Genomic DNA, 23,867 nt, shown 5'->3' with positions numbered 1-23,867 from the left:
CAGTATGAGCTTCCACGAAACCGAAGAGCAGAAGGCGCTGCGCGCGGCGGTCGCGTCGCTGGCGACCAAGTACAACTACCGCGACTACGTGCTGCCGCTCTCGCGCAAGAACGAGCCGCTGAGCGAACTGTGGGACGAGGCGGGCAAGCTCGGCTTCCTCGGCGTGAACCTGCCCGAGGAGTACGGCGGCGGTGGCGCGGGCATGTACGAGCTGGCGCTGGTGCAGGAGGAGCTCTCGGCGCAGGGCGCGGGCCTGCTGCTGATGGTGGTGTCCCCGGCCATCTGCGGCACCATCATCACCAAGTACGGCACCGACGCGCAGAAGCAGACCTGGCTGCCCAAGCTGGCCGACGGTTCGTCGAAGATGGTTTTCGCGATCACCGAACCCGACGCCGGCTCCAACTCCCACCAGATCACCACCACCGCGCGCCGCGACGGTGACGACTGGATCCTCAACGGCCGCAAGATCTTCATCTCGGGTGTCGATCAGGCCGAGGCCATCCTGGTGGTCTCGCGCACCGAGGACCACAAGACCGGCAAGCTCAAGCCCGCGCTGTTCATCGTCCCCGTCGACGCGCCCGGCCTGGTGAAGAACGTCCAGGAGATGGACGTCATCGAGCCGGACAACCAGTTCACGCTGTTCTTCGACGACGTGCGCCTGCCCGCCGACGCCCTCGTCGGCTCCGAGGACGCGGCCCTGGCGCAGCTGTTCGCCGGGCTGAACCCCGAGCGCATCATGGGCTCGGCCATGGCCATCGGCCTGGGCCGCTACGCCATCGACCGCGCGGTGGAATACGCCAAGGAGCGCACCGTCTGGAAGACGCCGATCGGTGCGCACCAGGGCATTTCGCATCCGCTCGCCCAGATCAAGATCGAGCTGGAACTGGCCAAGCTGATGATGCAGAAGGCCGCGACGCTCTACGACGCGGGCGATGAGTTCGGGGCTGCCGAGGCGGCCAACATGGCCAAGTACGCCGCCGCCGAGGCCAGTATCAAGGCGCTGGATCAGGCGATTCAGACCCATGGTGGGTCGGGTCTGACCAAGGAGGTCGGGCTGTCGGCGATGCTGCAGGCGGCTCGGATCATGCGGATCGCGCCGGTCAGTCGCGAGATGATCCTCAACTTCGTGGCCCAGCACTCGCTCGGGCTGCCGCGGTCCTACTGAGTTACCGGCGGTCGCCCAGCTGGGGCGACCGCCTTCACTTCGGATGAACAGGAGTCCCGATGAGTGACGTGACGGAAGCACCGTTCGTCCGCTACGAAGTGGTCGACGGGTTCGCCACGTTGACCTTCGACTCTCCGCACAACCGGAACGCGTTGTCCTCGAAGCTGGTTCGTGAGCTGCTCGAGGGGTTCGCCCGGGCTGAAGGTGATCCGGCGGTGCGTGGCATCGTGCTCACCCACACCGGGGACACGTTCTGTGCCGGTGCGGACCTCAAGGAGGCGAGTACCGTCGATCCGGCGGTGGCCGCCGACCAGCGGACGCGGGTGATGATCGATGTGTTGCGTGGGATTCTCACCTCGCCGAAGCCGGTGATCGCGCAGATCGACGGGAATGTGCGTGCCGGCGGTATGGGCATCATCGGTGCCTGCGATCTGGTTGTCGCGGGGCCGGGCAGTAGTTTCGCGCTCACCGAGGTGCGGATCGGGATGGCGCCGTTCATGATTTCGCTCACGCTGGTTCCGCGCATGGACCAGCGGTCGGCGAGTCGCTACTTCCTCACGGGGGAGAAATTCGACGCGGCGACGGCGCGGGAGATCGGGCTGGTCACCATCGCGGCCGACGACGCGGCGGCCGAGGTGAAACGCCTGTGTGGACAACTGCGCAAGGGGTCGCCGCAGGGGCTGGCGGAGTCGAAGAAGCTCGTCAACGCGACATTGCTCGCCGACTTCGACGCCCGGGTGGAGGAGCTCGCGCAGCGCTCGGCGGGGTTCTTCGGCACCCCCGAGGTGATCGAGGGTATGACGGCCTTTTTCCAGAAGCGCCCGCCGAGCTGGGCACAATAAGCCCATGGCGACACCCCACGAACCGAAGCAGGACCGCAGCCGGGCCACCCGGCAGCGGCTGCTCGAGGCGACCATCGACTGCCTGGCCGAGATGGGCTGGGCCGCCGCGACGGTGTCGGTGGTCGCCGAGCGGGCGGGAGTGTCACGCGGGGCGGCCCAGCACCATTTCCCCACCCGCGAGGATCTGATCACCGCGGCACTCGAGTACATGTTCGAGTTTCGGATGGACCAGGCCAAGACCGAAGCCGAAACGGTGCGCGAGGTCGCACAGGGCATCGGCCGCACCCGCGCCGTGGTCTCGGCGCTGATCGAGTCCTATACGACACCGTTCTTCAAGGCCGCGCTGCAGGTGTGGACGCACGCGGCCGCCGACCCGGCCCTGCGCGAACGCATCGTCCCGCTCGAGGCCCGCTTCGGCCGCATCGCGCACCGCCGCGCCGTGGAAGCGCTCGGCGTCGACGACTCCGACCCGGTCACCCACCACCTCGTGCAGGCCACCCTCGATCTGGCCCGCGGTCTCGGCCTCGCCGACGTCCTCACCGACGACTCGGCGCGCCGCAAACTCATCGTCGACCAGTGGGCCGCCACTCTGCACAACGCCCTCAACCTGGCCCACTGAAACCCTTGTGGGCCGTCGCCTCGGTGGTCGACCGCTGCTGGGTGGCACCCACGCGGCACCCTCGACTCCGTCAGCAGTGCGACTCCGCTGGCCAGGCGAGGGCAGCGCAGCCAGGCGAGGCAGCGCAGCCAGGCGAGGCGGCGCAGTTACGCGAGGCGGCGCACGCGGACGACGCTGTCGGACCTTTCGCCCGCGACACCGTCGGGGCTGGTCGACGGCGTGGTGACGAAATCGGCCGTCTCCACCTGCCACTGGCCGGGAGCGAGGTCGAGCTGCTCGATCACCTCGTCGATGGTGGGGAAGTGGACGGCGTGCGGCGGATTGTCGGCCACCCAGGTCGGCCAGCCCGCGTGTCCGCCGACGATCAGCGAACCACCGGGGGCCACGGCCTCGGCCGCTCGGCGCAGGATGCGGGCGCGTTCGTCGGGGCGTTCCACGGGGGAATGCAGGAACTGCGCGGAGACCAGATCGAAGGTGCCCTCGGGGAAGGTCTCCATCAGGTCGTGGCGCTGCCATTCGATGCTCACGCCCGCATCGGCCGCGTGCTGGGCACCGCGCTGCATGGCGGTGGCCGACACGTCGACCGCGGTGACCTGCCAGCCGCGGGTGGCCAGCCAGATGGCGTCGCCGCCTTCACCGCAGCCGAGGTCGAGGGCCGTGCCGGGCGTCAGGTCGGCGGCTTCGCGGACGAGGGTGGCGTTGGCGTTGCCGGTCCAGATCTGGTCGCGTTCCCGGTAGAAGTCTTCCCAGAACTGTTCGGCGGTCGGGGTGGTCTCGGTCATCGAAGCTCCTGATGGTGCGGGTCTGATCGGATGTTCTCGATGGTGCACACCGATGCCATTTACTGGCAACCTTCCTTGCCGGTACGGCAAAAAATAAGGGGTGGCAGCGTGTCGCGCCGCGTGGCCAGCGATACTGCCAGTGTGACGCGCGTGCATCGGAAGGCCGACGAGGTCCCAGCCCGGCGTGTGGACGCGCGCACCGAACGCTGGCGAGCCCACCGTGTGCAGGTGCGGATCGAATTCGTCGAAGCGGCCTTCCGGGCCCTCGACGCGCACGGCCCGGACGTGAGCATGGGCGACATCGCCAAGGAGGCGGGCGCCGCCAAGCCCAAGCTGTACCGGCACTTCGAGGACAAGACCGATCTCTACAACGCGATCGTCGACCGGGTGCGCGAAATGCTCTGGGAGCGGCTGCTCGGCGGGATCGACCTCACCCACGACTCGGCAGCCGAACTGGTGCGTCGCGCGGCCGCCGAGTACGTGGCGGTGGTGTCGGAGCACCCGAATGTCTTCCGGTTCATCCTGCACAGCCATTTCAGCCAGCAGGCCCGCGAAACCGAACGGGCCCTGGCCGCCGCCCGCCAATCGGCCAGGCGCGCCGCCGAATTCATCGCCGGGTTGCTGCCGGACGAGTCGGTCGACGTGGCGGGCATCGAATTGGTGAGCTATTCGATTTTCGGGGCGGTCGCCTCGGCGACGGACTGGTGGCTCGGCGCCAACCAGCGCGAGGTGTCGGCGATGCCCGTTGAGCGGTTCATCGACTATCTGGCCGAGAGCATCTCGGCCCTCGCCCAAGCTCACGCCCGGTTCAACGGCGTCCGGATCGATCCGGCCGAACCGCTGCGCGACGCATTCGTGACTGACTGAACTCGCGCCCGGCACGAACTTCGTTGTTCTCGCCGACTACGTCGTTGGAGCCGGTGGGGGTGCGATGACCTCAGTATGGACCCGCCCACCGACAAGTTTCGATTGCCACGCTAGCGATCTGTGCGGAGTCTCCATAACGGCGACACAGGCCCGTGACCAGCGCCAAGGTCGTAGGACGCGGCCAGGCACCGATAGGTCCAATCCTTGGCGAAGGCCACCGCTTCGGGCACCGAGTACCCGTGGGCGAGCGCGCTCGCGATGGCCGCCGCCAAGGTGTCGCCGCCGCCGTGATCGTTGCCGGTGGCGATGCGCGGTGCGCTGAATTCCTGGAAGGTGTCGCCGTCGAAGAGCAGGTCCGTGCTGGTCTCCGATGTGCGCAGGTGTCCGCCCTTCACGATGGCCCACTGCGCGCCGAGGGCGTGCAGGGCTTCGGCGGCCTTGCGGGCGGTCGGGTCGTCGACCACCTCGATGCCGGTGATGAGGCGCACCTCGTCGAGATTCGGCGTGACGACGGTGGCGAGCGGGATGAGTGTGGTGCGCACGGCGTCGAGCGCCGAGGCGTGCAGCAGTGGGTCGCCGTGCATCGACGCCGCGACCGGATCGACGACCAGCGGCACCGTTCCCTGGCGTCCGATCCCGACCTCCCGGCACACCGCCGCCACCGATTCGATGATGGCGGTGGACGCGAGCATCCCGGTCTTGGCGGCGCCGATCCCGATATCGCGCACGACCACCCGCACCTGATCGGCCACGATCTGCGGCGGGATCTCGTGAAAACCGCTGACGCCCACCGTGTTCTGCACCGTCACCGCCGCGACGGCGACGCAGGCGTGCACCCCGCACATGGCCATGGTCCGCGAGTCGGCCTGGATGCCCGCGCCGCCACCGGAGTCGGTGCCCGCGATGGTGAGCGCGCGAACAGGAGTTTGGCCATCGGGGGCGAGCGGCAACATCTTCACGCCCCAACCCTACGACCGCCTGTCCGATTTCCTGGACCCAACCGGTTACAGCAATTGAAAACCATTATCATTAACTAGTGACCACTACCGATTCGTCCGCCCGCCTGCCCGTCACCGTCCTGTCCGGCTTCCTCGGCGCGGGCAAGACCACCCTGCTCAATCACATCCTCGCCAACCGCGAAGGCCGCCGGGTCGCGGTGATCGTCAACGACATGAGCGAGGTGAACATCGACGCCGCGCTCGTGGCGGGTCAGGGTCACCTCGATCGCACCGAGGAGAAACTCGTCGAACTCACCAACGGCTGCATCTGCTGCACGCTGCGCGAGGACCTGATCGAAGCCGTCGCCCGGCTCGCCCGCGAGGGCCGCTTCGACCAGTTGGTGATCGAGTCGACCGGCATCTCCGAGCCGATGCCGGTGGCCGCCACCTTCGACTGGGAATTCGAGGACGGATTCCGCCTCGGCGATGTGGCCCGCCTCGACACCATGGTCACCGTCGTCGACGCCTCGACCTTCCTCGCCGAACTGGTGCGCGGCCAAGCCCTGGCCGAGCGCGAACTCGAAGCGGGCGAGGGTGATTCGCGGACCATCGCCGACCTGCTCGTGGATCAGGTGGAGTTCGCCGACGTACTGCTGGTGAACAAGACCGACCTCGTCAGCGCGAATGCCGCCGCGACGGTCGAGGCCACCGTGCGCAGGCTCAATCCGCGTGCCCACATCCTGCGCACCGAGAAGGGCGTCGTCGACCTGGGTGAGGTGCTGTCCACGGGTCGCTACAACCCGGTGGTCGCCGCCGAAACAGACGGCTGGGCAGAGGAATTGGCGGGCGGGCACACACCCGAGACCGAGGAATACGGCATCAGCAGTCTCACCTTCACCGCCGACCGCCCCTTCCATCCGCAACGCCTGGCCGACGCGCTGACCACCCTGCGCGGCATGCTCCGCAGCAAAGGTTTCTGCTGGATCGCCAGCCGCCCCGAGCTGGCCGCGATCTGGTCGCAGGCCGGACCCAATCTCACCTTCGAGCCGGGCGCGTGGTGGTCGGCGCTAGAGGTGCCCGCCGGACAGGAGATCGTGTTCATCGGCGTGCGGCTCGACGCGGCGGCGGTGCGGCGCGAATTGACCGCCGCCCTGCTCACCGACGTGGAATTCGCCGCGGGCGCGTCCGTCTGGGCGACCTACGACGACCCGTTCCCCGCCTGGGGCGACCTGCACGAACACCACTGATCGTCGACTTCGTTACGCACATGTCGGTGCGCTGGTGCATGATTCGAATGGGCTTCGGCCCACGCACCGATGAGGGGAGCGTGGGCCGGGGCACCGGGACTCAGGACAGGCCGGCGAAGAACTGCCGGATATCGCCCACCAGCACCTGGGGTGCCTCGTGCGCGGCGTAGTGCCCGGCGGCATCATTGGCCCCGCCCGCGCCGGTGCGCACGTCGTAGGAATTCCAGCTGACGATGTTGCTGTGGTCGCGTTCGGCGAAGCGCCGGATGGACTGGAAGTCGCCGGCGAACATGGCCAGTCCGGTCGGCACGGTGGTCGGGGTGCTCGGGTGCTCGGCGGCATGCGCGTCCTCGTAGTAGAAGCGCAGCGACGAACCCGAGGTGCCGGTGAGCCAGTACAGCGCCACATTCGCGATCACGAACCGCGCGTCGATCGACTCACCGAACAGCTGCGCGTTCCAGCCGAGCAGGCCGATCGGTGAATCGGCCAGCGCGTAGGCCAGGGTCTGCGGCTGTTGGCTGTGCAGGGTGTTGAACGCCATCTTGTTCTCGTGGAACCACTGCAGGTGTTGCAGCGCGGCCATATCCGCCTCCGACATGCCCTCGAATTCGGCCGGGTCGCCGGACGGGAAGGAGAACAGCTGGGTGACGTGCACGCCGATCACCTGCTCCGGCGCGATCCGTCCGATCTCGGGGGAGACCATCGAACCGCCGTCGTTACCGATGGCGCCGTAGCGCTCGTAACCCAGGCGGGCCATCAGCTCGGCCCAGGCGCGGGCGGTGCGGTAGCGGTTCCAGCCGGTGCTGCGGGTGGGCCCGGAGAACCCGAACCCCGGCAGCGACGGGATGACCAGGTGGAAGGCCGGATCCTCGGCGGATTCCGGCTCGGTGAGCGGTGCGATCACATCCACGTATTCCAGGATCGAGCCCGGCCAGCCGTGGGTGAGGATCACCGGCGTCGCATCGGCGCGCGAGGAACGGATGTGCAGGAAGTGGATGTTCTCGCCGTCGATCTCGGTGGTGAACTGCGGGTAGGCGTTCAGCTCGGATTCCAGAGCACGCCAGTCGAATTCCTCGAGCCAGTACTTCGCCAGGGCGCGGACCCGATCGCCGGGAACGCCGTAGGCATCGCCGACGCCGGGCAGCTCGTCCGGGTAGAGCGCGTTGCGCAGCCGGGCGGCGAGGTCGTCGAGCCGGGCCTGGGGGACATCGATGCGGAAGGGCGTGACGGTCATGTCGGATCCTCTTGTTGAAACGGAATGCTTCGTTCTGTTCCAACCGTAACAGAACGGATCATTCCGTTTCAAGTGGTAGGCTGATATTCATGCCGAAGCAGAACGAAACCCCAGCTCAGCCCCGCTTGCCCGGTCGCAAGGCGCAGGCCGCACGCAATGACGGACTGATCCTCGAGGCCGCACGGGCGGTGTTCCTCGACGACCCGGCCGCGCCGATCGCCGCGGTCGCCGAACGCGCGGGCGTCGGCATCAGCGCCCTCTACCGCCGCTATCCGAGCAAGGAGGTGCTGCTACGCACGCTGTGCCACGAAGGGTTACGGCGCTACAACGCGGAAGCCGATGCCGCACTGGAGGATTCCGACGGCTGGCGCGGATTCGTCGGTTTCCTCGAGCGGGTGGTCGACGCCGACGTGCATTCGCTCACGGTGCGGCTGGCAGGCACCTTCACCCCCGACGACGCGATGCTGCCCGACGTGCTGCATTCCGGTGAGGTCACCGAGGAACTGGTCCGCCGCGCCCATGCCACCGGCCGGCTGCGTACCGACGTGAGCGCCCTGGACGTCGGCCTGATCCTCGAGGCGTGCGCCGCGATCACCATGCCCGACCAGGTGCGCACCGCCGAACTGCGCCGCCGCGTCCTCGCCCTGCTGATCGACGGCCTGCGCGCCGAGGGCGACCTGCCCGGTCCACCACCCGCGCCGGGGGAATTCGCTTGGCGTTGGGAGCGGAAAGCCTGAGCTGGTGGCACACTGAGCGGCGTTGCGAGTCGGCAGACCAACCGTGGAAGGTGCGTCGTGAACTGGACTCTGGAAGTAGTGGTCGTTCCCGTGTCGGATATCGACCGGGCCAAGGATTTCTACGCGAACAAGCTCGGATTCAACGTCGACCACGACACGGTGATCTCCGACGAGGTGCGCATCGTCCAGCTCACCCCGCCCGGCTCCGGCTGTTCGATCGTGATCGGCAAGGGCGCGGTTCCACAGATGCCGCCGGGTTCGTTGAAGGGCTTGCAGCTGGTGGTCCCTGACATCGAGCAGGCGCGCGCCGAACTCGTGGCCCGCGGCGTCGAGGTCACCGACGTGCAGGTGCTCGGCGTGAATCCGTCGCCCACACCGCATCCACTCGACAATGTCGGCTTCGTGTTCTTCAGCGATCCCGACGGCAACGGGTGGGGTGTGCAGCAGATTTCCAGCCGCGCGGGGTAATCCTCGAGCTGATCGCAACCCTGTCGTGGCGCGGCAGGGGCGGGGCACCATGCATCCATGTTGTCTGCATCGCGCACCGCACCCGTGGACCGGCCGCTGTATCGCCGACCCGGCCTGCTGCGCGCGGTCTCCCCGCTGGCACTGCTGTTGCTGTGGCAGATCGGCAGCACCAGCGGCTGGATTCCGGCCAAGAAACTGCCCGCCCCCTCGGCGGTGTTCGAGGCGGGTCTCGAGATCTATCGGTCCGGCCAGCTCGGCGACGCGCTGCTGGTATCGGGTCAGCGCGCACTCTACGGTTTCGCGCTCGGCGCGGTGCTCGCGCTGGCGTTCGGTGTGCTGGCCGGGCTAAGCAAGATCGGTGAGTACGCACTCGACCCGCCGCTGCAGATGATCCGCACCATCCCGCTGTTCGGCCTGATCCCGCTGTTCATCATCTGGTTCGGTATCGGCGAGGAACCGAAGGTCTATCTGATCGCGCTCGGCGTGTTCTTCCCGCTGTACCTCAACACCTACTCCGGCATCCGCCAGCTCGACCCGAAGCTGCTCGAGCTCGGGACCGCCCTTCGTCTCGGTCTCGGTGAGCGGTTGCGGCTGCTTGTGCTGCCGGGTGCGCTGCCGCAGATCCTGGTCGGTGCGCGCCAAAGTCTCGGCATCGCTTGGCTTTCGCTCATCGTCGCCGAGCAGATCAATGCGAGCGCGGGCCTCGGCTTCGTCGTCAACAATGCCCGCGAATTCCTGCGCACCGACATCGTGGTGTTCGGGCTGGTGGTCTACAGCCTGCTCGGCCTGTTGACCGACTCTCTGGTGCGAATGGCCGAGCGCCGTGCGCTGCGGTGGCGGCCGGGAGTGCGGTGATGTGCGCGCCCACCGCGCCACGTGGTCCGCAACATGCGTCACCATCCGCCACAGCCGCCTCGAGGTGCCCCATGCTCCGACCGACCATCGTCCGCCGTTCGATTGCGAGGCCCACTCGATGACCGTTGCTACCATCATCGCCCCGCGCACAGCCGTCGCAGCGCGAATAACCGCGCTGGGAAAGAGTTTCGGTGAGTGCACCGTCCTGGACGGCATCGATCTCGAGATCGGTGCGGGTGAGATCGTCGCCCTCGTCGGACGCAGTGGCTCGGGCAAATCCACCCTGCTGCGGGTTCTCGGTGGCCTCGATTCGGCAAGTACCGGTGAGGTTCTCGTCGAGGGGCGGCCGACGATCGTCTTCCAGGAACCCCGGCTGATCCCGTGGCAGCCGGTGGTCCGCAATGTCGCGCTCGGCAGACCGGCACCGCGAAACCGCCGGGCCGACGAACACGCCGCGCGTGAGGTCCTCGCCGAGGTCGGTCTGGCTGCACGCGCCGACGCATGGCCACTCACGCTCTCCGGCGGGGAAGCCCAACGTGCCGCGTTGGCAAGGGCTTTGGTGGCCGAACCGACCCTGCTGCTGCTCGACGAGCCGTTCGGCGCACTCGACGCCCTCACCCGGCTCACCATGCACGATCTGCTGCTCGGCCTGCACGCAGAGCGCGCCTTCGGCGTGCTGCTGGTGACCCACGATGTGCTGGAGGCGATCACCCTCGCCGACCGCGTGCTCGTCCTCGACGACGGCCACATCGCCGCCGACGTCCCCATCGACCTCCCACGACCGCGCACCGCCGCGGCACCGGAGGTCGCCGAGTACGCGACGCGGCTGCTCGCGCTGCTCGGCGTCACCCACTGACCCACCCATCCATCGCACGAAAGTTGTTCCCGTGAAACGCACTCCGAAGTCCCGTCTGGCCGGACTCGCCCTCGCCGTCGTCGCCGCGCTCTCGTCGAGCGCCTGCGGTGACGACGCGGCGACCGAGGCGGCTCCTTCGGGGCCGGTCGACCTGAGCACGGTGACGCTGAAAGTCGGTGATCAGAAGGCGATCTCGATCGAGGTGCTGCTGAAGGCGTCGGGGCAGCTGGAAAACCTGCCCTACAAGATCGAATTCTCCACCTTCACCGCAGGTCTGCCGCTGGTCGAGGCGGCCAGCGCGGGCGGCATCGATATCGCCCAGACCGGCAACACTCCGGTCATCTTCGGTGCGGCCGCCGATGCCGATATCAAGATCGTCGGCGCGCTGTCGGCCACCGGCAAGGGCGATGCGATCCTGGTCGGTAAGGATTCGCCGATCGCTTCGGTCGCGGCGCTGAAGGGCAAGAAGGTCGCCGTCTACAAGGGCAGTTCGGCCAACGCCAACCTGCTGCTGCAACTGAAGAAGGCGGGCTTGTCGCTGAGCGATGTCGAACCGGTCTACCTCTCGCCCGGTGACGGTTACACGGCCCTCACCAGGGGCGATGTCGACGCCTGGGCCACCTGGGACCCCTACACCGCCATCGCCGAGAAGGAGATCGGCGCCAAGTCCATCGCCACCGCCGACCAGGCCGCCAACGGCTACAACTTCTGGGCCGCGGGCAACAAGACCCTCGCCGACCCGGGCAAGTCGGCCGCGCTCGCCGACTTCTTCCAGCGCTACGCCGCCGCGACCAAGTGGTCCTCGGACAACCTCGACACCTGGTCGGCGAAGTACGCCGAACTCACCCAGATCAGCGTCGACGCCTCCCGCACCACCTGGACCCGCTCGATCAAGCAACCGATCCAGCTCACCGACCAGGTGATCGCCTCCGAACAGGAGATCGCCGACGCCTTCACCGAGGCCAAGGCCATCCCCGGCAAGGTCGACTTCGGCTCCTACGTCGACACCAGGTTCGACAAGTCCTGAGACGGTCCCTGACGGCGCCTGCGATCCGCCGGGTCGCAGGCGCCGTTTTCGCGTTCACCTGGTGTGGCGCTTCCCCGGGGAACCGGCGCCGAGCGGTTACGTTGACCTGGGCGGTCGAGCGCCACGGAAACCGATCACGACCAGGATGGTGACAGGTGGACGAGCAGACGAAGACCTACGGGTCGGTGCGCTGGGTGATGCTCGGGGTGCTGTGCGCCAGCCTGTTGCTGGTGGCGATGGATGCCACGATTCTCAATGTGGCGTTGCCGTCGTTGATCGATGATCTGCACGTCGGGCCGCTCGAGCAGTTGTGGATCATCGATATCTACGGCCTCGTGCTCGGCGGGTTGCTCATCACCACCGGTGCGCTGGGGGACCGGTGGGGGCGGAAGTTGTTGTTCATCAGCGGGTTTCTGCTGTTCGGTGTCGCTTCGGTGATCGCGGCCACCGCGGGCAGCGCGGCGCAACTGATCGTCGGGCGGGTGCTGCTCGGTATCGGTGGCGCGATGGTGATGCCCTCGACGTTGTCGCTGATCCGCAACATCTTCACCGACGTGCGCGAGCGCAACACGGCCATCGGGATCTGGGCGGCCGTCGCCGGGGTGGGTGCGACGGTCGGTCCGATCGTGGGCGGTTTCCTTGTCGAGCATTTCGGCTGGTCGTCGGCGTTCTGGCTGAACGTGCCGGTGGTGCTGGTGACGGTGGTCGTCGGCTTGTGGGTGCTGCCGGAGTACCGGACCCCGCAGGCGGGTCGGCTCGATTGGTTCTCGGCGGTGCTGTCCGTGGCAGGCATCGTCTGCCTGGCGTGGGGCATCAAGCATCTGGCCAAAGGCGAAGCGACACTGGTGGATTGGGCGATGCTGCTGATCGGTGTGGGCGCGCTGGCCTGGTTCACCCGCCGCCAGCTCCGGTCGGCCGATCCGCTGCTGGACGTGCGCCTGTTCCGCAACGGCGCGTTCACCGCGGCCGCCGTGGCGACCCTGCTCGCCATGATGGCCATCGGCGCCGCCATGTTCCTGATCTCGCTGTGGTTGCAGTACGTGCACGGCTACAGCCCGTCGCAGGCGGGTATCCGGATGTTGCCCGCCGCCCTCACCCTGCTCACGGCGTCGCTGCTCACGCCGATGCTGATGGAGAAATTCGGGGTGCGCGTGGTGCTCGGTGTCGGCTTGGGTGCGGTCGCGCTCGGCTTCCTGCTGCTCGCGGTGAGCCCGGAACCGACGTCGTATCCGGTGGTGGCGCTGGTGCTCGTCTCCTTCGGGCTCGGCGACGGGATGGCCGTCACCGCGGCCGCCGCCGTGCTCGTCGGTGCCGTTCCCGCCGACCGGGCAGGGCAGGCGGGTGCGGTCGAGGAGACCAACTACGAGGTCGGTGTCGGTTTCGGGGTGGCGCTGCTCGGCAGCCTGCACGCCAGGCTCTTCACCGAGCACATGACCCATCTGCCCGTTCCGCCCGACCGCGTGGAGCAGGCGAGCGGTTCGGTGGGCGGTGCCGCCGAAGTCGCCTCGGACCTGCCGGAACCCGCACGCACCGAGTTGCTCGGCGCCGCCACCCACGCCTTCGATTCCGCCCTCACCACCACGTCGTATCTGTCGGCCGCCGTCGTCGCCGTGGTGACTGTCGGTGCCGTCTGGCTGGTGCCGAAGGGCTTTCGCGTGAGCGGTGGACACTGATCCTTGACGCAACCGATTGGTTGCCATACTGTTAGTGGCAACCAATCGGTTGCGACATAGGAGGAAGCGCCATGGGATTTCCCGATCAGATCGTGCGAACCGTAGAACTCGCCCACCCGCCCGCCAAGGTGTGGGCGGCGATCACCACCGCCGAAGGGCTCGCGAGCTGGTTCGGCAATACCGCCGAGATCGACCTGCGCCCGGGCGGCGACATGCGGATGACCTGGAATGAAGGCTTCGCCGCCGACATGCGCGTGGAACGGGTCGAGGAGCCGACCGTCTTCGGCTACACCTGGCCCATCAACGGGCTGCCCGACGACGACCCGCGCCGCACCTACGTCGAATTCCGGCTCGAACCGACCGGCGCGGGTACCCGGCTCACCGTGGTCGAATCCGGCTTCGCACAGCTGCCGGAGGCCGCGCACAAGGAGGCCTTCGAGGGCAATATCGGTGGCTGGAAGAGCGAGCTGGGTGAGCTCGTCGAGTACCTCGATGCGGCCTGAGACCGAGGCGACCGCCGAACGGGTCTTCGTCGCGCTGGCCGATCCGAGCCGTCGCGCGGTCCTCGCCGCGCTGGCCGCCGACGGTCCGGCCACCGCGACCGACCTCGCCGATCACCTGCCCATCACCCGGCAGGCGATCGCCAAACACCTTGCCCTGCTTGCGGACGCGGGCTTGGTGATCGCGGAACCCGGTGAACGGCGTCGCGTGCGCTACCGCCTCGATTCCGCCCCCATGCGGGTGGCCCAGCAGTTCCTGGCCGCCCTGTCCCGTGACTGGGACGGTCCACTCGCCGCGCTCCGCCGCCACCTCGACGGCTGAGCCGAACATAGGAAAAGCCATGAGCGACTTCACCGCGACGATCACCGTGCCCAAGACCCCGGCGGAAGCCTTCGCCGCCATCAACGACGTGTAGTCGTGGTGGTCGGAGACCGTCGAGGGCACCTCCGGAACGGTCGGCGACAGCTACCGTTTCGAGGTGCCCGGCATACACCGCTGCACCATGACCACCACCGAGTCGATCCCCGGCAAGCGACTGGTCTGGCACGTCACCGACTCCCACCTCGCCTTCATCTCCGACACCGCCGAATGGGAGGACACCGACGTCGTCTTCGACATCACCGTAACCCCCGCCGGCACCGAAATCCGTTTCACGCATGTGGGTTTGGCGCCGGAGGTCGAATGCTACGAGGTGTGCGCGAATGCCTGGGGCGCGTACATCACCACCAGCCTCCACGGCCTGCTCACCACCGGAAAGGGTGACCCGTTCCGTCGCACGAGCACCGGCGAATCGGAACTGATCAAGCACGGGAACGCCGAACTGGTAGACCTCGACGCCCTGCGCTGATCACCGTGTGGCCGGTACGTTCGATGCTGTGCACGAGCATCCGGCCGAAACCTTTGTGAGCGCGGCGGCGAGCTTCGCCGCCCTTGTCCGGAAGATCCCCGCCGACAGCTGGGCGGGGCCGGGATTGGGTGAGTGGGATCTGCGATCGCTGGTCGGTCACACCTCCCGCTCGCTCACCACCGTCACCGCCTATCTCGAGCAGCCCGCCGAGGTCGAGGACGTGGCGAGCCCGCAGGAGTACTACGCCATGGCGAAAGCCTATGCGGCGCGGGCGGGTAGCGAGGCGATCGTGCGGCGCGGACGCGACGCGGCGGCCGAACTCGGCGACGACCCCGCCGCGGCGATCGACGCCCTGGCCGCCGCCGCGACCGCCGCTGTCACCGGTGCCGAGGATCGGTTGATCACCGTCATCGGTGGGCTCGGCATGCGGCTCTACACCTACCTGCCCACCCGGACCTTCGAGCTGGCCGTACACAGTCTCGACATCGCCGCCGTGACCGGCCTGAGCTGCGAGCTACCCGAGGAGGTGCTCACCGAGGCCATTGTGCTGGCGGCGCGAACCGCGGTCCACCTCGGCGACGGGGTACCGGTGCTGTCGGCATTGACCGGCAGAACGACGCTGCCCCAGGGCTTTTCCGTGGTCTGACGAAGCCCTTGCGGCACGTCCGCAGCGAGCGGCGTGATGTGGGCACGTCGCGGCGTGCGGGGTGGGTCGGCACCGGATGCGACCGGATGTCCGCAGCGAATGTCAACGCGTGGGCCAAAGCGGCTGCGCGCTGCCGAAAGTGTCCTATCCGCGTGGTGCGATCAACAGGGTCTGGGTGCTGCGACCGATCGGGCCCGTCTCGTCGAACAGCGCCGATTCCGCGAGGCCGATGCCGTGCGGTTGCGGGTGGGTCACCGCATCCAGGCACACCCACTCGCCGACCGGCTGACGATGCAGGGTGACGGTGAGGTCGGTGTTGATGAACAGATACTTCGACCAGTCGAGCACCGCGCTCACCCCATTGCCCGAATCAGCGGCAGCCAGGGCGCGTTCCAGCGGACTCGGGGTCGTGCCCGCGACGATCGGATACTTCAACCTGATCCAGCAGACCGCAGGGCCCGGAGCTGCGAATGACCCTGTACTGAACCGGTATTCGATCCCGGTGTGAAACCCGACCCTCTGATTCGACGGGAATGTCCCCGGCTGCGCGTCGGCAGGCAGCGGCCTCGTGCCGCTCGGCAAAAACTTCGGCGGCAGATCCAGCGGCGGCTCCGACAACTTCAACCGCCAGGCCACCGCCCGCATCACCGGCCCCCGCTCCGCCGACAACGTCGCCTCGATCAGCTCAACACTGCGCCCCGACCGCACCACCTCGGCCCGCACCATCAACGGCGCCAACGGCACCGGCCCGAGAATCTCCACCGCCACCCGCCCCACCTGAAACCCGTCACGCGGCTCACACCGCTCGATGACATGGCCCAACAGCGCCGACGGCGGCCCCGCGTGCTGCGCATCCGGCGACCAGGGGCCGCGGGTGAGCTCGGTCGACTCGAAGCGATTCGGGTCCGTCGGGTCGGGGAGATAGAACGCATCGGCCATATCGCCGACGCTACCGCAGGCCGTAGCGGGGATGGTGCGCCGTTAGGCGGAGCCGCTGGTCACCAGGGTGAGCAGGTCGAGCAGCGGACGAATGGGGCAGGGGTTGATATCGGTCGACGTGCAACCGATGGAGGACGACCCGGAATCGGCGATCGACAGCGGCGAGGCCGCCTGAGCGGTACCGAGCGGTGCGACGAGAGACAGGGCGGCGGCCGCGAGGGCCCCGGCGAAGACACGTTTCGTGCGAACAGACATGCCAGAACCCTAGTGATCGCCTGGAATAGGGAAAGCCCCCGAAACCCAGGGGGTGGCCGTCAGGAGGGATGAGCGTGAGCGAACCCCAGCTTGGGGACATAATGCGCGGTGCTTATGAATCGGTCCAGGGCGCGCTGGCTGGGCCCCCCGCGTGCTCGAGCACCCGCCGCTCGGTACCCCTGCGTAACGTCGCCCCGTCCGCCGCCCCTGACCTAGGGCCCCTGCACGGGTCACCGGAGGTCGGTGAATTCCTGTGTGCCGACCACGGTGAGCAGGTCCAGCTTGGTCGCGCTGTCGGTGCCGACGGCTGGGGTGAACCAGAGCAGCCGTTGCCGGCCGTCTTCGCTGAACAGATTGAGGCAGTTGACTTCGATCAGGCCGAGCGCCGGGTGATTGATACGTTTGCGGTCGTTTCGACGGAATGCCACCTCGTGAGCCGTCCATATCGCCGCGAACTCGGCCGAGCAGCTCAGCAGCTCGGAGATGAGCGAAGCCGCCTCGGAATCCGCGGCGGAGCGACGGCCCGCGGCGGCCCGCAGATCGGCGACGAACGCGCGGGACTGGGTCTCGTGGTCGCTGTCGGGATAGAGCCGCCGGGATACGGGATCGGTGAACCATCGGTACACAAAGCTCGCCCCCATGCCCTGTCGGCCGGTTTGGTCGCCGAGCAGCGCGACGGCCAGAGCATTCTGCACCAGCGTGACGTGCAGGTCGGTGATCACCTGGGCGGGCGTCGCGACCAGCCGGGTGAGCAGGTCGACCATTCCCGGATGGACGTGCGAACTCGCGGTGCCGGCGCGCGGCACCGGACGGTCGGCGAGGTGATAGATGTGGTCACGTTCGTCTGCGGTCAGCCGCAACGCGCGCGCCAGCGCCGCCAGCATCTGTTCCGACGGCTGCGACCCGGCCCCGCGCTCGAGCTCGTTGTAGTAGTCCACCGAAGCTCCGGCGAGTTGGGCCACCTCGTCGCGACGGAGTCCGCGCACGCGCCGTCGTGGCCCGGACACGAATCCGACCTCTTCGGGCCGGATGCGCTCGCGCCGTGACCGCAGGAACGCACCCAGCTCGGCATACTTCGCGACGCTCATGACATCCAGTCTGCGGTATGCCGGGCCCGCGACACAGGGGATGACGTCCCCTCGTACCCGCCGCCCGAGCCGACGATAGTTGAGAACATGACATCCACCGACACCGCATCGGGAAAGGCCGCACAGGTTGCTGTCGTCACCGGAGGTTCCCGCGGCATCGGGCTGGCGATCTCGCTCGAGCTCGCGGCCCGTGGCAGCACCGTCGTCGTCAACTACACGGACAACGCCGCCGCGGCCGAGGACGCCGTGGCGACCATCTCCGCGACGGGTGGCACCGCCATCGCGGTCCGGGCCGACGTCGCCGACGAAGACGCCGTCTCGGCACTGTTCGACCGCGCCGAGGCCGAATTCGGCGGCGTCGACGTCGTCGTCAACTCCGCGGGTCGCCTCGCCCTGTCCACCATCGCCGACCTCGATCTGAATGTTCTCGACGCGATCCACCGCGTCAACATCCGCGGCACCTTCGTCGTTGCCCAGCAAGCCGCGCGGCGGCTGCGCGGCGGCGGCTCGTTCGTGAGCTTGTCGACCTCCGTGGTCGGTGCCCAGTTCCCCACCTACGGCGCCTATGCCGCCAGCAAAGGCGCCGTAGAAGCGGTCACGCTGATCCTGGCCAGGGAACTGCGTGGCCGCGACATCACCGTCAACACCGTGGCTCCCGGCCCGACCGCCACCGCGATGTTCCTGGACGGGAAGACCGAGGAACAGATCACAGCGCTGGCCGAGAATCCGCCGCTCGAACGCCTGGGCACACCGGAGGACATCGCCCGCGTGGTCGCCTTCCTCACCAGTCCCGAGGGGCACTGGATCAACGGCCAGATCGTGCGCGCCAACGGCGGCATGATCTGACGCCGAGACCGCCGCCATCGCCGAATATCACACCACCTGAGGAGATCGTTATGCCGTTCGCCAACTTCAAGGTTCCCGCTGGAACTATCGACAACGAGGACAAGCGGAAGATCGTGGAACGCACCACCGAGCTGTATGTCGAGATCTACGGTGAACGCGCTCGCGCGACCACCGTCGTCCTCGTCGACGAGATCGTCGACGGCGGCTGGGGAGTCGGCGGCAATGTGCTGACCGCCGAAATGCTCAACGGCAACACCTGATTCATTCGTACGGAAGCGCTGTCGACGCGGATCTGCCGGTGCGCACCTCCGGTCCGGAACGGACAGTGCGCAGCAGCGGCCGCGCCGAGCCCGAGAGGGAGAAACGCAGCACAGGCACACCCGAAACGCGCGCATACAAGGTCGTCGTTATCGTGAACGACAAGGTCACCATTCGGCTACTTGGGATAGTCGACTCGCGAATCGGAAAGACGGCATCGGATCATGGCGGAAGACCTGACCGTGACTCGGACACTGGTGATACCCGCATCCGAGTTGCGCGAGCGGTTCTCACGCTCGTCCGGCCCGGGCGGGCAGCACGTCAACACAACCGACAGCCGGGTCGAGCTGTCGTTCGACCTCGCCAACTCGCCTTCCGTGCCGGAGTGGCTGCGCACCCGGATGCTCGATCGCCTGGCCACCCGCCTGGTCGACGGGGTGCTCACGATCGCCGCTTCGGAGCACCGCGCACAGGTGCAGAACCGCGCAGCCGCCCGCGAACGCCTGACCTCGTTACTGCGTGCCGCCGCTGCCGCCCCGCCACCCGCCCGCCGCCCCACCAAGCCGTCGCGCGGCGCGAAAGAACGTCGCATCGCCGCGAAGAAGCGGCGCGGCATCACCAAGCGAAACCGCCGCGCGTTTCCCGACGACTAGGCCGTGTGTCGAAGTGGTGAGCAGCGACGCGGGGTTCGACCAGCTCTGATCGGAGATCGTCCGACGACAACGCCCGCCCCGATTGTGGGGCGGGCGTTGACGGGGTCAGGAGACGACCGGGAGGTAGACCTGGTTGCCGTGGTCGGCGAACTCGGCCGACTTCTCGGCCATGCCCGCTTCGATGGCGGCGACGTCGGTGAGGCCTTGTTTTTCGGCGTATTCGCGGACGTCGGCGGAGATGCGCATGGAGCAGAACTTCGGGCCGCACATGGAGCAGAAGTGGGCGGTCTTGGCGGGTTCGGCGGGCAGGGTTTCGTCGTGGTATTCGCGGGCGGTGTCCGGGTCGAGGGAGAGCGCGAACTGGTCGTGCCAGCGGAATTCGAAACGGGCCTTGGACAATTCGTTGTCGCGGTCCTGGGCGTGGGGGTGGCCCTTGGCGAGGTCGGCGGCGTGGGCAGCGATCTTGTAGGTGATCACGCCGACTTTCACGTCGTCGCGGTTGGGCAGACCCAGGTGCTCCTTGGGGGTCACGTAGCAGAGCATGGCGGTGCCCGCCTGGGCGATGATCGCGGCGCCGATGGCCGAGGTGATGTGGTCGTAGGCGGGCGCGATATCGGTGGCCAGCGGGCCGAGGGTGTAGAACGGGGCCTCTTCGCAGAGTTCTTCTTCGAGGCGGACGTTCTCGACGATCTTGTGCATCGGCACGTGGCCGGGGCCCTCGATCATCACCTGCACGCCATAGGATTTCGCGATCTTGGTGAGTTCGCCTAGGGTGCGCAGTTCGGCGAACTGGGCCTCGTCGTTGGCGTCGGCGATGGAGCCGGGGCGCAGGCCGTCACCGAGGGAGAAGGTGACGTCGTACTTCGCGAGGATCTCGCAGAGCTCCCGGAAGTGCGTGTACAGGAACGATTCCTGATGATGCGCCAAACACCAAGCGGCCATGATGGATCCGCCGCGCGAGACGATGCCGGTGACGCGCTTGGCCGTGAGCGGGATGTAGCGCAGCAGCACCCCGGCGTGCACGGTCATGTAGTCCACACCCTGCTCGCACTGCTCGATCACGGTGTCGCGGTACAACTCCCAGGTGAGCTTGGTCGGATCACCGTTCACCTTCTCCAGCGCCTGGTAGATCGGCACCGTGCCGATCGGGACCGGCGAATTGCGCAGGATCCACTCGCGGGTCTCGTGGATGTTCTTGCCGGTCGACAGGTCCATGATGGTGTCGGCGCCCCACCGCGAGGCCCACACCATCTTCTCCACCTCCTCGGCGATCGACGACGACACCGCCGAGTTGCCGATATTGGCGTTGATCTTCACCAGGAACTTCTTGCCGATGATGGTCGGCTCGAGTTCGGGGTGGTTGTGGTTGGCCGGGATCACCGCGCGCCCGGCGGCGACCTCCTCGCGCACGAGTTCGGCCGAGACGCCCTCGCGGGCGGCGATGAAGCGCATCTCGTCGGTGACGACGCCCTGGCGAGCCCAGTGCAGCTGGGTGGGTGGGCCGTCGATCTGCGGCTTGGTCCATTCGTCGCGCAGCTTCGGCAGACCGGCCTCGAGGTCGATCACCGCGTTGTCGTCGGTGTAGGGCCCCGAGGTGTCGTAGACGTCGAAGTGGTCTCCGTTGGTGAGGTTGATCCGGCGCACGGGAATGCGCAGGCCGTCGACCTCTTTGTAGTGTTTGACGCTGCCCTGGATGGGTCCGGTGGTGACGGTGTCGACTCCGGCGGTGTTGCCGTTCGACGACGTGGCTGTGCCCATGAACAGTCCTCCCTACGCCGGCATTACCCGGTCAGGTTCATACGGTCGACGGCCCTGATCGCCCGGAAAAAGGGCTAGCCGTCCTCTCAGCCCGCTGGTGCGAGCCCCCGTGTTGATGTGGAATTCTCCGCCGCCGACGATACCCGCCGGGCGGTGCGACCCGCCCGGCGATCGGGGTTATGCGGAGGTCTTCTCGAGTGTCGGATGCGCGGCCGGGAGGTCGTCGTCGGCCTCGTGTAAACCGAACCTGTTGTGCAGCTTCGCGAGTGGCTTGGGCGCCCACCAGTTCCAGGTGCCCATCATTCGCATGAGGGCCGGTGCGAGCAGGCCGCGGATGACCGTCGCGTCGCTGATGACGGCGAGCGCGCAGCCGAGCCCGAACAGCTTCATCATCGACACACCGGAGGTGGCGACGCCGAGGAACACGATGCTCATCAGCAGCGCGGCGGCGGTGAAGATGCGCCCGGTGCGGGCCACCCCCATCGCGACCGCCTCGGTGTTGCCCTCGGTGGTCTTGGGACCGGCCAGCCATTCCTCGCGGATGCGGGAGAGCAGGAACACCTCGTAGTCCATGGACGCGCCGAAGGCCAGGCTGAACATGAGGATCGGCATGGCCAGGTTCAGGGTGCCGGTGGCCTGGAAACCGAGCAGCCCGGACAGGTGCCCGTCCTGGAAGATCCACACCATCGCGCCGAAGGTGGCAGCCAGCGACAGGATGTTGAGCGCGAGTGCCTTCACCGGGAGCACGACACTGCCGGTGAACAGGAACAACAGCACCAGCGTGGTGATCGCGATCAGCGCACCGGCCAGCGGCAGCTTGCCGGTGATGGCTTCCACGGAATCCTGGTTCAGCGCGGCGGGACCGGTGACGAGCGCGTCGGTGGGCGCGGGCACGGCGCGGATCGTGTCGAGTTGGTCGCGGCCCGCGTCGGAGTAGGGGTCGAGCCGGGTAGCGACCGACAGGTACGCACCCGCCGACGGGTCCGACATCTCCGGCACACCCGCCGCCACCCGCAGGCCGTTGCGGTACACGGCCGCGCTGCTCAGCACCGCCGGTACGTCGGGCACCTTGGACAGCTCGCGTGCGTACGCGTCCAGCTCGGCCGGGCCGCCCCGGAATTCGCGCAGCACGATGGTCGCGCTCGACGCCATGTCGGCATCGAATTCGGTGCGCAGTACGTCGCCGACTTCACGGCTGGCGACGTCGGTGGGCAGCGAGCGGTCGTCTGGGTAGCCGAACTGCACGCCCAGGAACGGTGATCCGAGCAGCAGCAGGAACGCGGTGGTGGCCAGCGCGATCGGCAGCGGCCGCTTCATCACGGCGGTGACCAGGCGGTACCAGAAGGTCTGCCGCGGCTGCTTCTCCTCGCGCGGCGCCAGCCGGAACAGTTTGCGCAGCGGTGTGCGCAGGTCACCGGCGTCGATGCGGTGGCCGACAAGCATGAGCAGCGCGGGCAGCACGATGACGGCGGCGGCCGTGGCGGCGGCGACAACCGCGATACCGGCGTAGGCGAAGGATTTGAAGAAGTACTGCGGGAACACCAGCAGCGCCGACAGCGACAGCGCGACCACCAGCGCGGAATACACCACCGTCCGCCCGGCCGTGCGGATCGACCGGATAACAGCCTCGGTGGGTGTAGATCCGCCGGTGAGTTCCTCGCGGTAGCGGCTCACGATGAACAGGCTGTAGTCGATGGCCAGCGCCAGACCGAGGGCGGTGGTCATGTTCAGCGCGAAGATCGACACATCGGTGACGGCGGTGAGCACCCGCAGAATGCCGAGCGCCGCTGCGATCGCGAACAGGCCGATGACCACCGGCAACGCGGCCGCGACGAGACTGCCGAACACCAGCGCCAGCAACAGGCCCGTGATGGGGATGGCGATGGCCTCGGCCAGGATCAGGTCCTTGCTGATCTGGGTGTTGATGTCGGAGAACGTGGCGGCCAGACCACCCGCCTCGATGGTCACCGGCCCCTCGTTGTCCGCCAATGCCTTGGTGATCTTGCCCGCCCGGTCCGGCAGTTCGGCGTCGTCGCCCTCGATACTGGCGAGGATGAGCGCGCGGTTGCCGTCCTTGCTGCGCAGCGCCTGCTTCAGGTCGGGACGCGAGGTCCAGTACGACTGCACCCCGCTGACCTCGGGATAGGTGCGCAGCGCGGCCACGGCGGCATCGGCGGCGGCGCGGGCGTCGGGGGAGTCGACCGACACCGGGTCGGTGACCAGCAGGACGTAGTTCGGTTCGCTACCGGGGAAGTGATCGCTCAGATACTGACTGGCCCGCACCGAATCGAGATCCTCGGTGACGAATCCGCCCGATTTCATGTTCGAGTGCACGGTGGCGCCGATCGCGCCGCACAGGATCATCAGCAGCAGCGCGACCGCGACAATCAGTCGCGGTCTGCCGACAGCGATACGGGCGATTCTCGTCAACATCCTCGGCACCCTTTAGTTCGAAGTATCGAGTCGTCACCGTATCGTGGCAAGAATTCCGACCGATACCACCTCAGGGTGGAAGGATGCCCATTATGATCTCCGCCCCTGGGTGGAGGCTACGGGTTCGTACCCGCGCTGCCGAGCCAGACGGGCAGTGCGAAGAGCAGCGTGTCGAGGGCGTCGGCCGAGCCGGACTTCGGCGGGCAGAGGTGGGGACTCGGTGCGGTGCAGATCTCAGCGGCGGCCGGCGCGGCCATCGAGACCTGAACAAGACCGGCGACGGCGATTCCCGCGGCTGCGGCGACAAGTGATTTCATGTCGGAAAGCTAGCGG

26 protein-coding genes, 1 pseudogene and 1 riboswitch are annotated in these 23,867 nt (G+C 67.7%); of the genes and pseudogenes, 18 read left to right on the top strand and 9 right to left on the bottom strand.

Features of this window, described 5'->3' with window-relative positions:
- The first annotated feature begins 4 nt into the window (after positions 1-4).
- Genes AB0I19_RS19070 through AB0I19_RS19060 form a run of 3 tightly spaced genes read left to right on the top strand, consistent with a single transcriptional unit; the run spans position 5 to position 2,626 of the window.
- Entirely contained in the window at positions 5-1,165 is a 1,161-nt protein-coding gene (locus AB0I19_RS19070) for an acyl-CoA dehydrogenase family protein (protein ID WP_067642048.1), read from the top strand.
- 59 nt (positions 1,166-1,224) lie between these two features.
- On the top strand, positions 1,225-2,007 hold the full coding sequence (locus tag AB0I19_RS19065) for an enoyl-CoA hydratase family protein (protein WP_357150347.1): 783 nt from the start codon (positions 1,225-1,227) through the stop codon (positions 2,005-2,007).
- A 4-nt stretch (positions 2,008-2,011) separates the two neighbouring features.
- Positions 2,012-2,626 (top strand): TetR family transcriptional regulator, encoded by a 615-nt coding sequence (locus AB0I19_RS19060; protein ID WP_225278342.1) that lies wholly within the window; start codon positions 2,012-2,014, stop codon positions 2,624-2,626.
- Positions 2,627-2,772: 146 nt separating this feature from the next.
- Here the strand turns inward: AB0I19_RS19060 and AB0I19_RS19055 are convergent, their stop codons facing one another.
- Positions 2,773-3,408, bottom strand: coding sequence for a class I SAM-dependent methyltransferase (locus AB0I19_RS19055; RefSeq protein WP_357150346.1), 636 nt, complete (start codon positions 3,406-3,408; stop codon positions 2,773-2,775).
- A gap of 141 nt (positions 3,409-3,549) precedes the next feature.
- Here AB0I19_RS19055 and AB0I19_RS19050 point away from each other — a divergent pair, with 141 nt between their 5' ends.
- Positions 3,550-4,275 carry a TetR/AcrR family transcriptional regulator gene (locus tag AB0I19_RS19050; RefSeq protein ID WP_084457387.1) on the top strand — a complete coding sequence of 242 codons (726 nt, stop codon included), beginning with the start codon at positions 3,550-3,552 and terminating at the stop codon, positions 4,273-4,275.
- Between the two features lie 110 nt (positions 4,276-4,385).
- Here AB0I19_RS19050 and thiD read toward each other — a convergent pair whose 3' ends face one another.
- Positions 4,386-5,234 (bottom strand): bifunctional hydroxymethylpyrimidine kinase/phosphomethylpyrimidine kinase, encoded by an 849-nt coding sequence (gene thiD / locus AB0I19_RS19045; protein ID WP_357150345.1) that lies wholly within the window; start codon positions 5,232-5,234, stop codon positions 4,386-4,388.
- Between the two features lie 77 nt (positions 5,235-5,311).
- On the opposite strand from thiD, the gene AB0I19_RS19040 reads away from it, so the two are divergent.
- Positions 5,312-6,460 (top strand): GTP-binding protein, encoded by a 1,149-nt coding sequence (locus AB0I19_RS19040; RefSeq protein ID WP_357150344.1) that lies wholly within the window; start codon positions 5,312-5,314, stop codon positions 6,458-6,460.
- Positions 6,461-6,560: 100 nt separating this feature from the next.
- On the opposite strand, the gene AB0I19_RS19035 is transcribed toward AB0I19_RS19040, so the two are convergent.
- Positions 6,561-7,694 carry an epoxide hydrolase family protein gene (locus AB0I19_RS19035; RefSeq protein WP_357150343.1) on the bottom strand — a complete coding sequence of 378 codons (1,134 nt, stop codon included), beginning with the start codon at positions 7,692-7,694 and terminating at the stop codon, positions 6,561-6,563.
- A gap of 89 nt (positions 7,695-7,783) precedes the next feature.
- Here AB0I19_RS19035 and AB0I19_RS19030 point away from each other — a divergent pair, with 89 nt between their 5' ends.
- The 10 genes and pseudogenes from AB0I19_RS19030 (at position 7,784) to AB0I19_RS18985 (ending at position 15,304) form a co-directional block, all read left to right on the top strand.
- Positions 7,784-8,431 (top strand): helix-turn-helix domain-containing protein, encoded by a 648-nt coding sequence (locus tag AB0I19_RS19030; protein WP_357150342.1) that lies wholly within the window; start codon positions 7,784-7,786, stop codon positions 8,429-8,431.
- Between the two features lie 57 nt (positions 8,432-8,488).
- Entirely contained in the window at positions 8,489-8,899 is a 411-nt protein-coding gene (locus tag AB0I19_RS19025) for a VOC family protein (protein WP_067484507.1), read from the top strand.
- A 57-nt stretch (positions 8,900-8,956) separates the two neighbouring features.
- Positions 8,957-9,754 carry an ABC transporter permease gene (locus AB0I19_RS19020; RefSeq protein WP_357150341.1) on the top strand — a complete coding sequence of 266 codons (798 nt, stop codon included), beginning with the start codon at positions 8,957-8,959 and terminating at the stop codon, positions 9,752-9,754.
- A 118-nt stretch (positions 9,755-9,872) separates the two neighbouring features.
- Entirely contained in the window at positions 9,873-10,610 is a 738-nt protein-coding gene (locus AB0I19_RS19015) for an ABC transporter ATP-binding protein (RefSeq protein WP_357150340.1), read from the top strand.
- Between the two features lie 31 nt (positions 10,611-10,641).
- Complete coding sequence (locus tag AB0I19_RS19010) at positions 10,642-11,637, top strand: ABC transporter substrate-binding protein (RefSeq protein WP_357150339.1); 996 nt, start codon at positions 10,642-10,644, stop codon at positions 11,635-11,637.
- Positions 11,638-11,792: 155 nt separating this feature from the next.
- Positions 11,793-13,310, top strand: coding sequence for an MFS transporter (locus tag AB0I19_RS19005; protein WP_357150338.1), 1,518 nt, complete (start codon positions 11,793-11,795; stop codon positions 13,308-13,310).
- Positions 13,311-13,381: 71 nt separating this feature from the next.
- Positions 13,382-13,813 (top strand): SRPBCC domain-containing protein, encoded by a 432-nt coding sequence (locus AB0I19_RS19000; protein WP_357150337.1) that lies wholly within the window; start codon positions 13,382-13,384, stop codon positions 13,811-13,813.
- Positions 13,803-14,132 carry a helix-turn-helix domain-containing protein gene (locus AB0I19_RS18995; RefSeq protein WP_357150336.1) on the top strand — a complete coding sequence of 110 codons (330 nt, stop codon included), beginning with the start codon at positions 13,803-13,805 and terminating at the stop codon, positions 14,130-14,132. Before AB0I19_RS19000 ends, AB0I19_RS18995 begins: the two co-directional genes overlap by 11 nt.
- 109 nt (positions 14,133-14,241) lie before the next feature.
- A pseudogene (locus AB0I19_RS18990) lies at positions 14,242-14,658 on the top strand (SRPBCC domain-containing protein); the annotation flags it as partial.
- A 28-nt stretch (positions 14,659-14,686) separates the two neighbouring features.
- Entirely contained in the window at positions 14,687-15,304 is a 618-nt protein-coding gene (locus AB0I19_RS18985; protein ID WP_357150335.1) for a maleylpyruvate isomerase N-terminal domain-containing protein, read from the top strand.
- 144 nt (positions 15,305-15,448) lie between these two features.
- On the opposite strand, the gene AB0I19_RS18980 is transcribed toward AB0I19_RS18985, so the two are convergent.
- From AB0I19_RS18980 to AB0I19_RS18970, 3 genes are all read right to left on the bottom strand, one after another.
- Positions 15,449-16,243, bottom strand: coding sequence for a thioesterase family protein (locus AB0I19_RS18980; RefSeq protein ID WP_357150334.1), 795 nt, complete (start codon positions 16,241-16,243; stop codon positions 15,449-15,451).
- Positions 16,244-16,285: 42 nt separating this feature from the next.
- Complete coding sequence (locus AB0I19_RS18975; protein ID WP_357150333.1) at positions 16,286-16,498, bottom strand: hypothetical protein; 213 nt, start codon at positions 16,496-16,498, stop codon at positions 16,286-16,288.
- Positions 16,499-16,728: 230 nt separating this feature from the next.
- Positions 16,729-17,586 carry a helix-turn-helix domain-containing protein gene (locus AB0I19_RS18970; RefSeq protein WP_357150332.1) on the bottom strand — a complete coding sequence of 286 codons (858 nt, stop codon included), beginning with the start codon at positions 17,584-17,586 and terminating at the stop codon, positions 16,729-16,731.
- Between the two features lie 87 nt (positions 17,587-17,673).
- On the opposite strand from AB0I19_RS18970, the gene AB0I19_RS18965 reads away from it, so the two are divergent.
- The 3 genes from AB0I19_RS18965 (at position 17,674) to arfB (ending at position 19,343) form a co-directional block, all read left to right on the top strand.
- Entirely contained in the window at positions 17,674-18,432 is a 759-nt protein-coding gene (locus AB0I19_RS18965) for an SDR family oxidoreductase (protein WP_357150331.1), read from the top strand.
- Between the two features lie 50 nt (positions 18,433-18,482).
- Positions 18,483-18,692 carry a 4-oxalocrotonate tautomerase family protein gene (locus tag AB0I19_RS18960; RefSeq protein ID WP_357150330.1) on the top strand — a complete coding sequence of 70 codons (210 nt, stop codon included), beginning with the start codon at positions 18,483-18,485 and terminating at the stop codon, positions 18,690-18,692.
- 222 nt (positions 18,693-18,914) lie between these two features.
- Positions 18,915-19,343 (top strand): alternative ribosome rescue aminoacyl-tRNA hydrolase ArfB, encoded by a 429-nt coding sequence (gene arfB, locus AB0I19_RS18955; protein WP_357150329.1) that lies wholly within the window; start codon positions 18,915-18,917, stop codon positions 19,341-19,343.
- A 105-nt stretch (positions 19,344-19,448) separates the two neighbouring features.
- On the opposite strand, the gene thiC is transcribed toward arfB, so the two are convergent.
- From thiC to AB0I19_RS18940, 3 genes are all read right to left on the bottom strand, one after another.
- Positions 19,449-21,101 carry a phosphomethylpyrimidine synthase ThiC gene (gene thiC / locus AB0I19_RS18950; protein WP_067485802.1) on the bottom strand — a complete coding sequence of 551 codons (1,653 nt, stop codon included), beginning with the start codon at positions 21,099-21,101 and terminating at the stop codon, positions 19,449-19,451.
- A riboswitch (TPP riboswitch) is annotated at positions 21,096-21,222 on the bottom strand. Its footprint overlaps the gene before it by 6 nt.
- A gap of 56 nt (positions 21,223-21,278) precedes the next feature.
- A complete protein-coding gene (locus AB0I19_RS18945) occupies positions 21,279-23,534 on the bottom strand; it encodes an MMPL family transporter (protein WP_357150328.1) in 2,256 nt (751 codons plus the stop codon).
- 116 nt (positions 23,535-23,650) lie between these two features.
- Positions 23,651-23,851: a hypothetical protein gene (locus AB0I19_RS18940; protein ID WP_357150327.1), complete on the bottom strand. Its 201-nt coding sequence runs from the start codon at positions 23,849-23,851 to the stop codon at positions 23,651-23,653.
- Positions 23,852-23,867: the final 16 nt, after the last annotated feature.

This window comes from Nocardia sp. NPDC050413 (genome assembly GCF_040655475.1).
GTDB classification, from domain to species: domain Bacteria; phylum Actinomycetota; class Actinomycetes; order Mycobacteriales; family Mycobacteriaceae; genus Nocardia; species Nocardia coubleae.
Note: the sequence above shows the minus strand (reverse complement) of the source record. Positions and strands in the feature narration are given on the sequence as shown.

What these genes read in the sequence shown, in the direction of transcription:
- AB0I19_RS19070 (WP_067642048.1), top strand. Translation starts at nt 5, where the DNA reads ATGAGCTTCCACGAAACCGAAGAGCAGAAGGCGCTGCGCGCGGCGGTC.
- AB0I19_RS18975 (WP_357150333.1), bottom strand. Translation starts at nt 16,498, where the DNA reads ATGTCTGTTCGCACGAAACGTGTCTTCGCCGGGGCCCTCGCGGCCGCC.
- arfB (WP_357150329.1), top strand. Translation starts at nt 18,915, where the DNA reads ATGGCGGAAGACCTGACCGTGACTCGGACACTGGTGATACCCGCATCC.
- AB0I19_RS19000 (WP_357150337.1), top strand. Translation starts at nt 13,382, where the DNA reads ATGGGATTTCCCGATCAGATCGTGCGAACCGTAGAACTCGCCCACCCG.
- AB0I19_RS18960 (WP_357150330.1), top strand. Translation starts at nt 18,483, where the DNA reads ATGCCGTTCGCCAACTTCAAGGTTCCCGCTGGAACTATCGACAACGAG.
- AB0I19_RS19065 (WP_357150347.1), top strand. Translation starts at nt 1,225, where the DNA reads ATGAGTGACGTGACGGAAGCACCGTTCGTCCGCTACGAAGTGGTCGAC.
- AB0I19_RS18970 (WP_357150332.1), bottom strand. Translation starts at nt 17,586, where the DNA reads ATGAGCGTCGCGAAGTATGCCGAGCTGGGTGCGTTCCTGCGGTCACGG.
- AB0I19_RS18945 (WP_357150328.1), bottom strand. Translation starts at nt 23,534, where the DNA reads ATGTTGACGAGAATCGCCCGTATCGCTGTCGGCAGACCGCGACTGATT.
- AB0I19_RS18965 (WP_357150331.1), top strand. Translation starts at nt 17,674, where the DNA reads ATGACATCCACCGACACCGCATCGGGAAAGGCCGCACAGGTTGCTGTC.
- thiC (WP_067485802.1), bottom strand. Translation starts at nt 21,101, where the DNA reads ATGGGCACAGCCACGTCGTCGAACGGCAACACCGCCGGAGTCGACACC.
- AB0I19_RS18940 (WP_357150327.1), bottom strand. Translation starts at nt 23,851, where the DNA reads ATGAAATCACTTGTCGCCGCAGCCGCGGGAATCGCCGTCGCCGGTCTT.
- AB0I19_RS19030 (WP_357150342.1), top strand. Translation starts at nt 7,784, where the DNA reads ATGCCGAAGCAGAACGAAACCCCAGCTCAGCCCCGCTTGCCCGGTCGC.
- AB0I19_RS18980 (WP_357150334.1), bottom strand. Translation starts at nt 16,243, where the DNA reads ATGGCCGATGCGTTCTATCTCCCCGACCCGACGGACCCGAATCGCTTC.
- AB0I19_RS19035 (WP_357150343.1), bottom strand. Translation starts at nt 7,694, where the DNA reads ATGACCGTCACGCCCTTCCGCATCGATGTCCCCCAGGCCCGGCTCGAC.
- AB0I19_RS19020 (WP_357150341.1), top strand. Translation starts at nt 8,957, where the DNA reads ATGTTGTCTGCATCGCGCACCGCACCCGTGGACCGGCCGCTGTATCGC.
- AB0I19_RS18995 (WP_357150336.1), top strand. Translation starts at nt 13,803, where the DNA reads ATGCGGCCTGAGACCGAGGCGACCGCCGAACGGGTCTTCGTCGCGCTG.
- AB0I19_RS19060 (WP_225278342.1), top strand. Translation starts at nt 2,012, where the DNA reads ATGGCGACACCCCACGAACCGAAGCAGGACCGCAGCCGGGCCACCCGG.
- AB0I19_RS19055 (WP_357150346.1), bottom strand. Translation starts at nt 3,408, where the DNA reads ATGACCGAGACCACCCCGACCGCCGAACAGTTCTGGGAAGACTTCTAC.
- AB0I19_RS19015 (WP_357150340.1), top strand. Translation starts at nt 9,873, where the DNA reads ATGACCGTTGCTACCATCATCGCCCCGCGCACAGCCGTCGCAGCGCGA.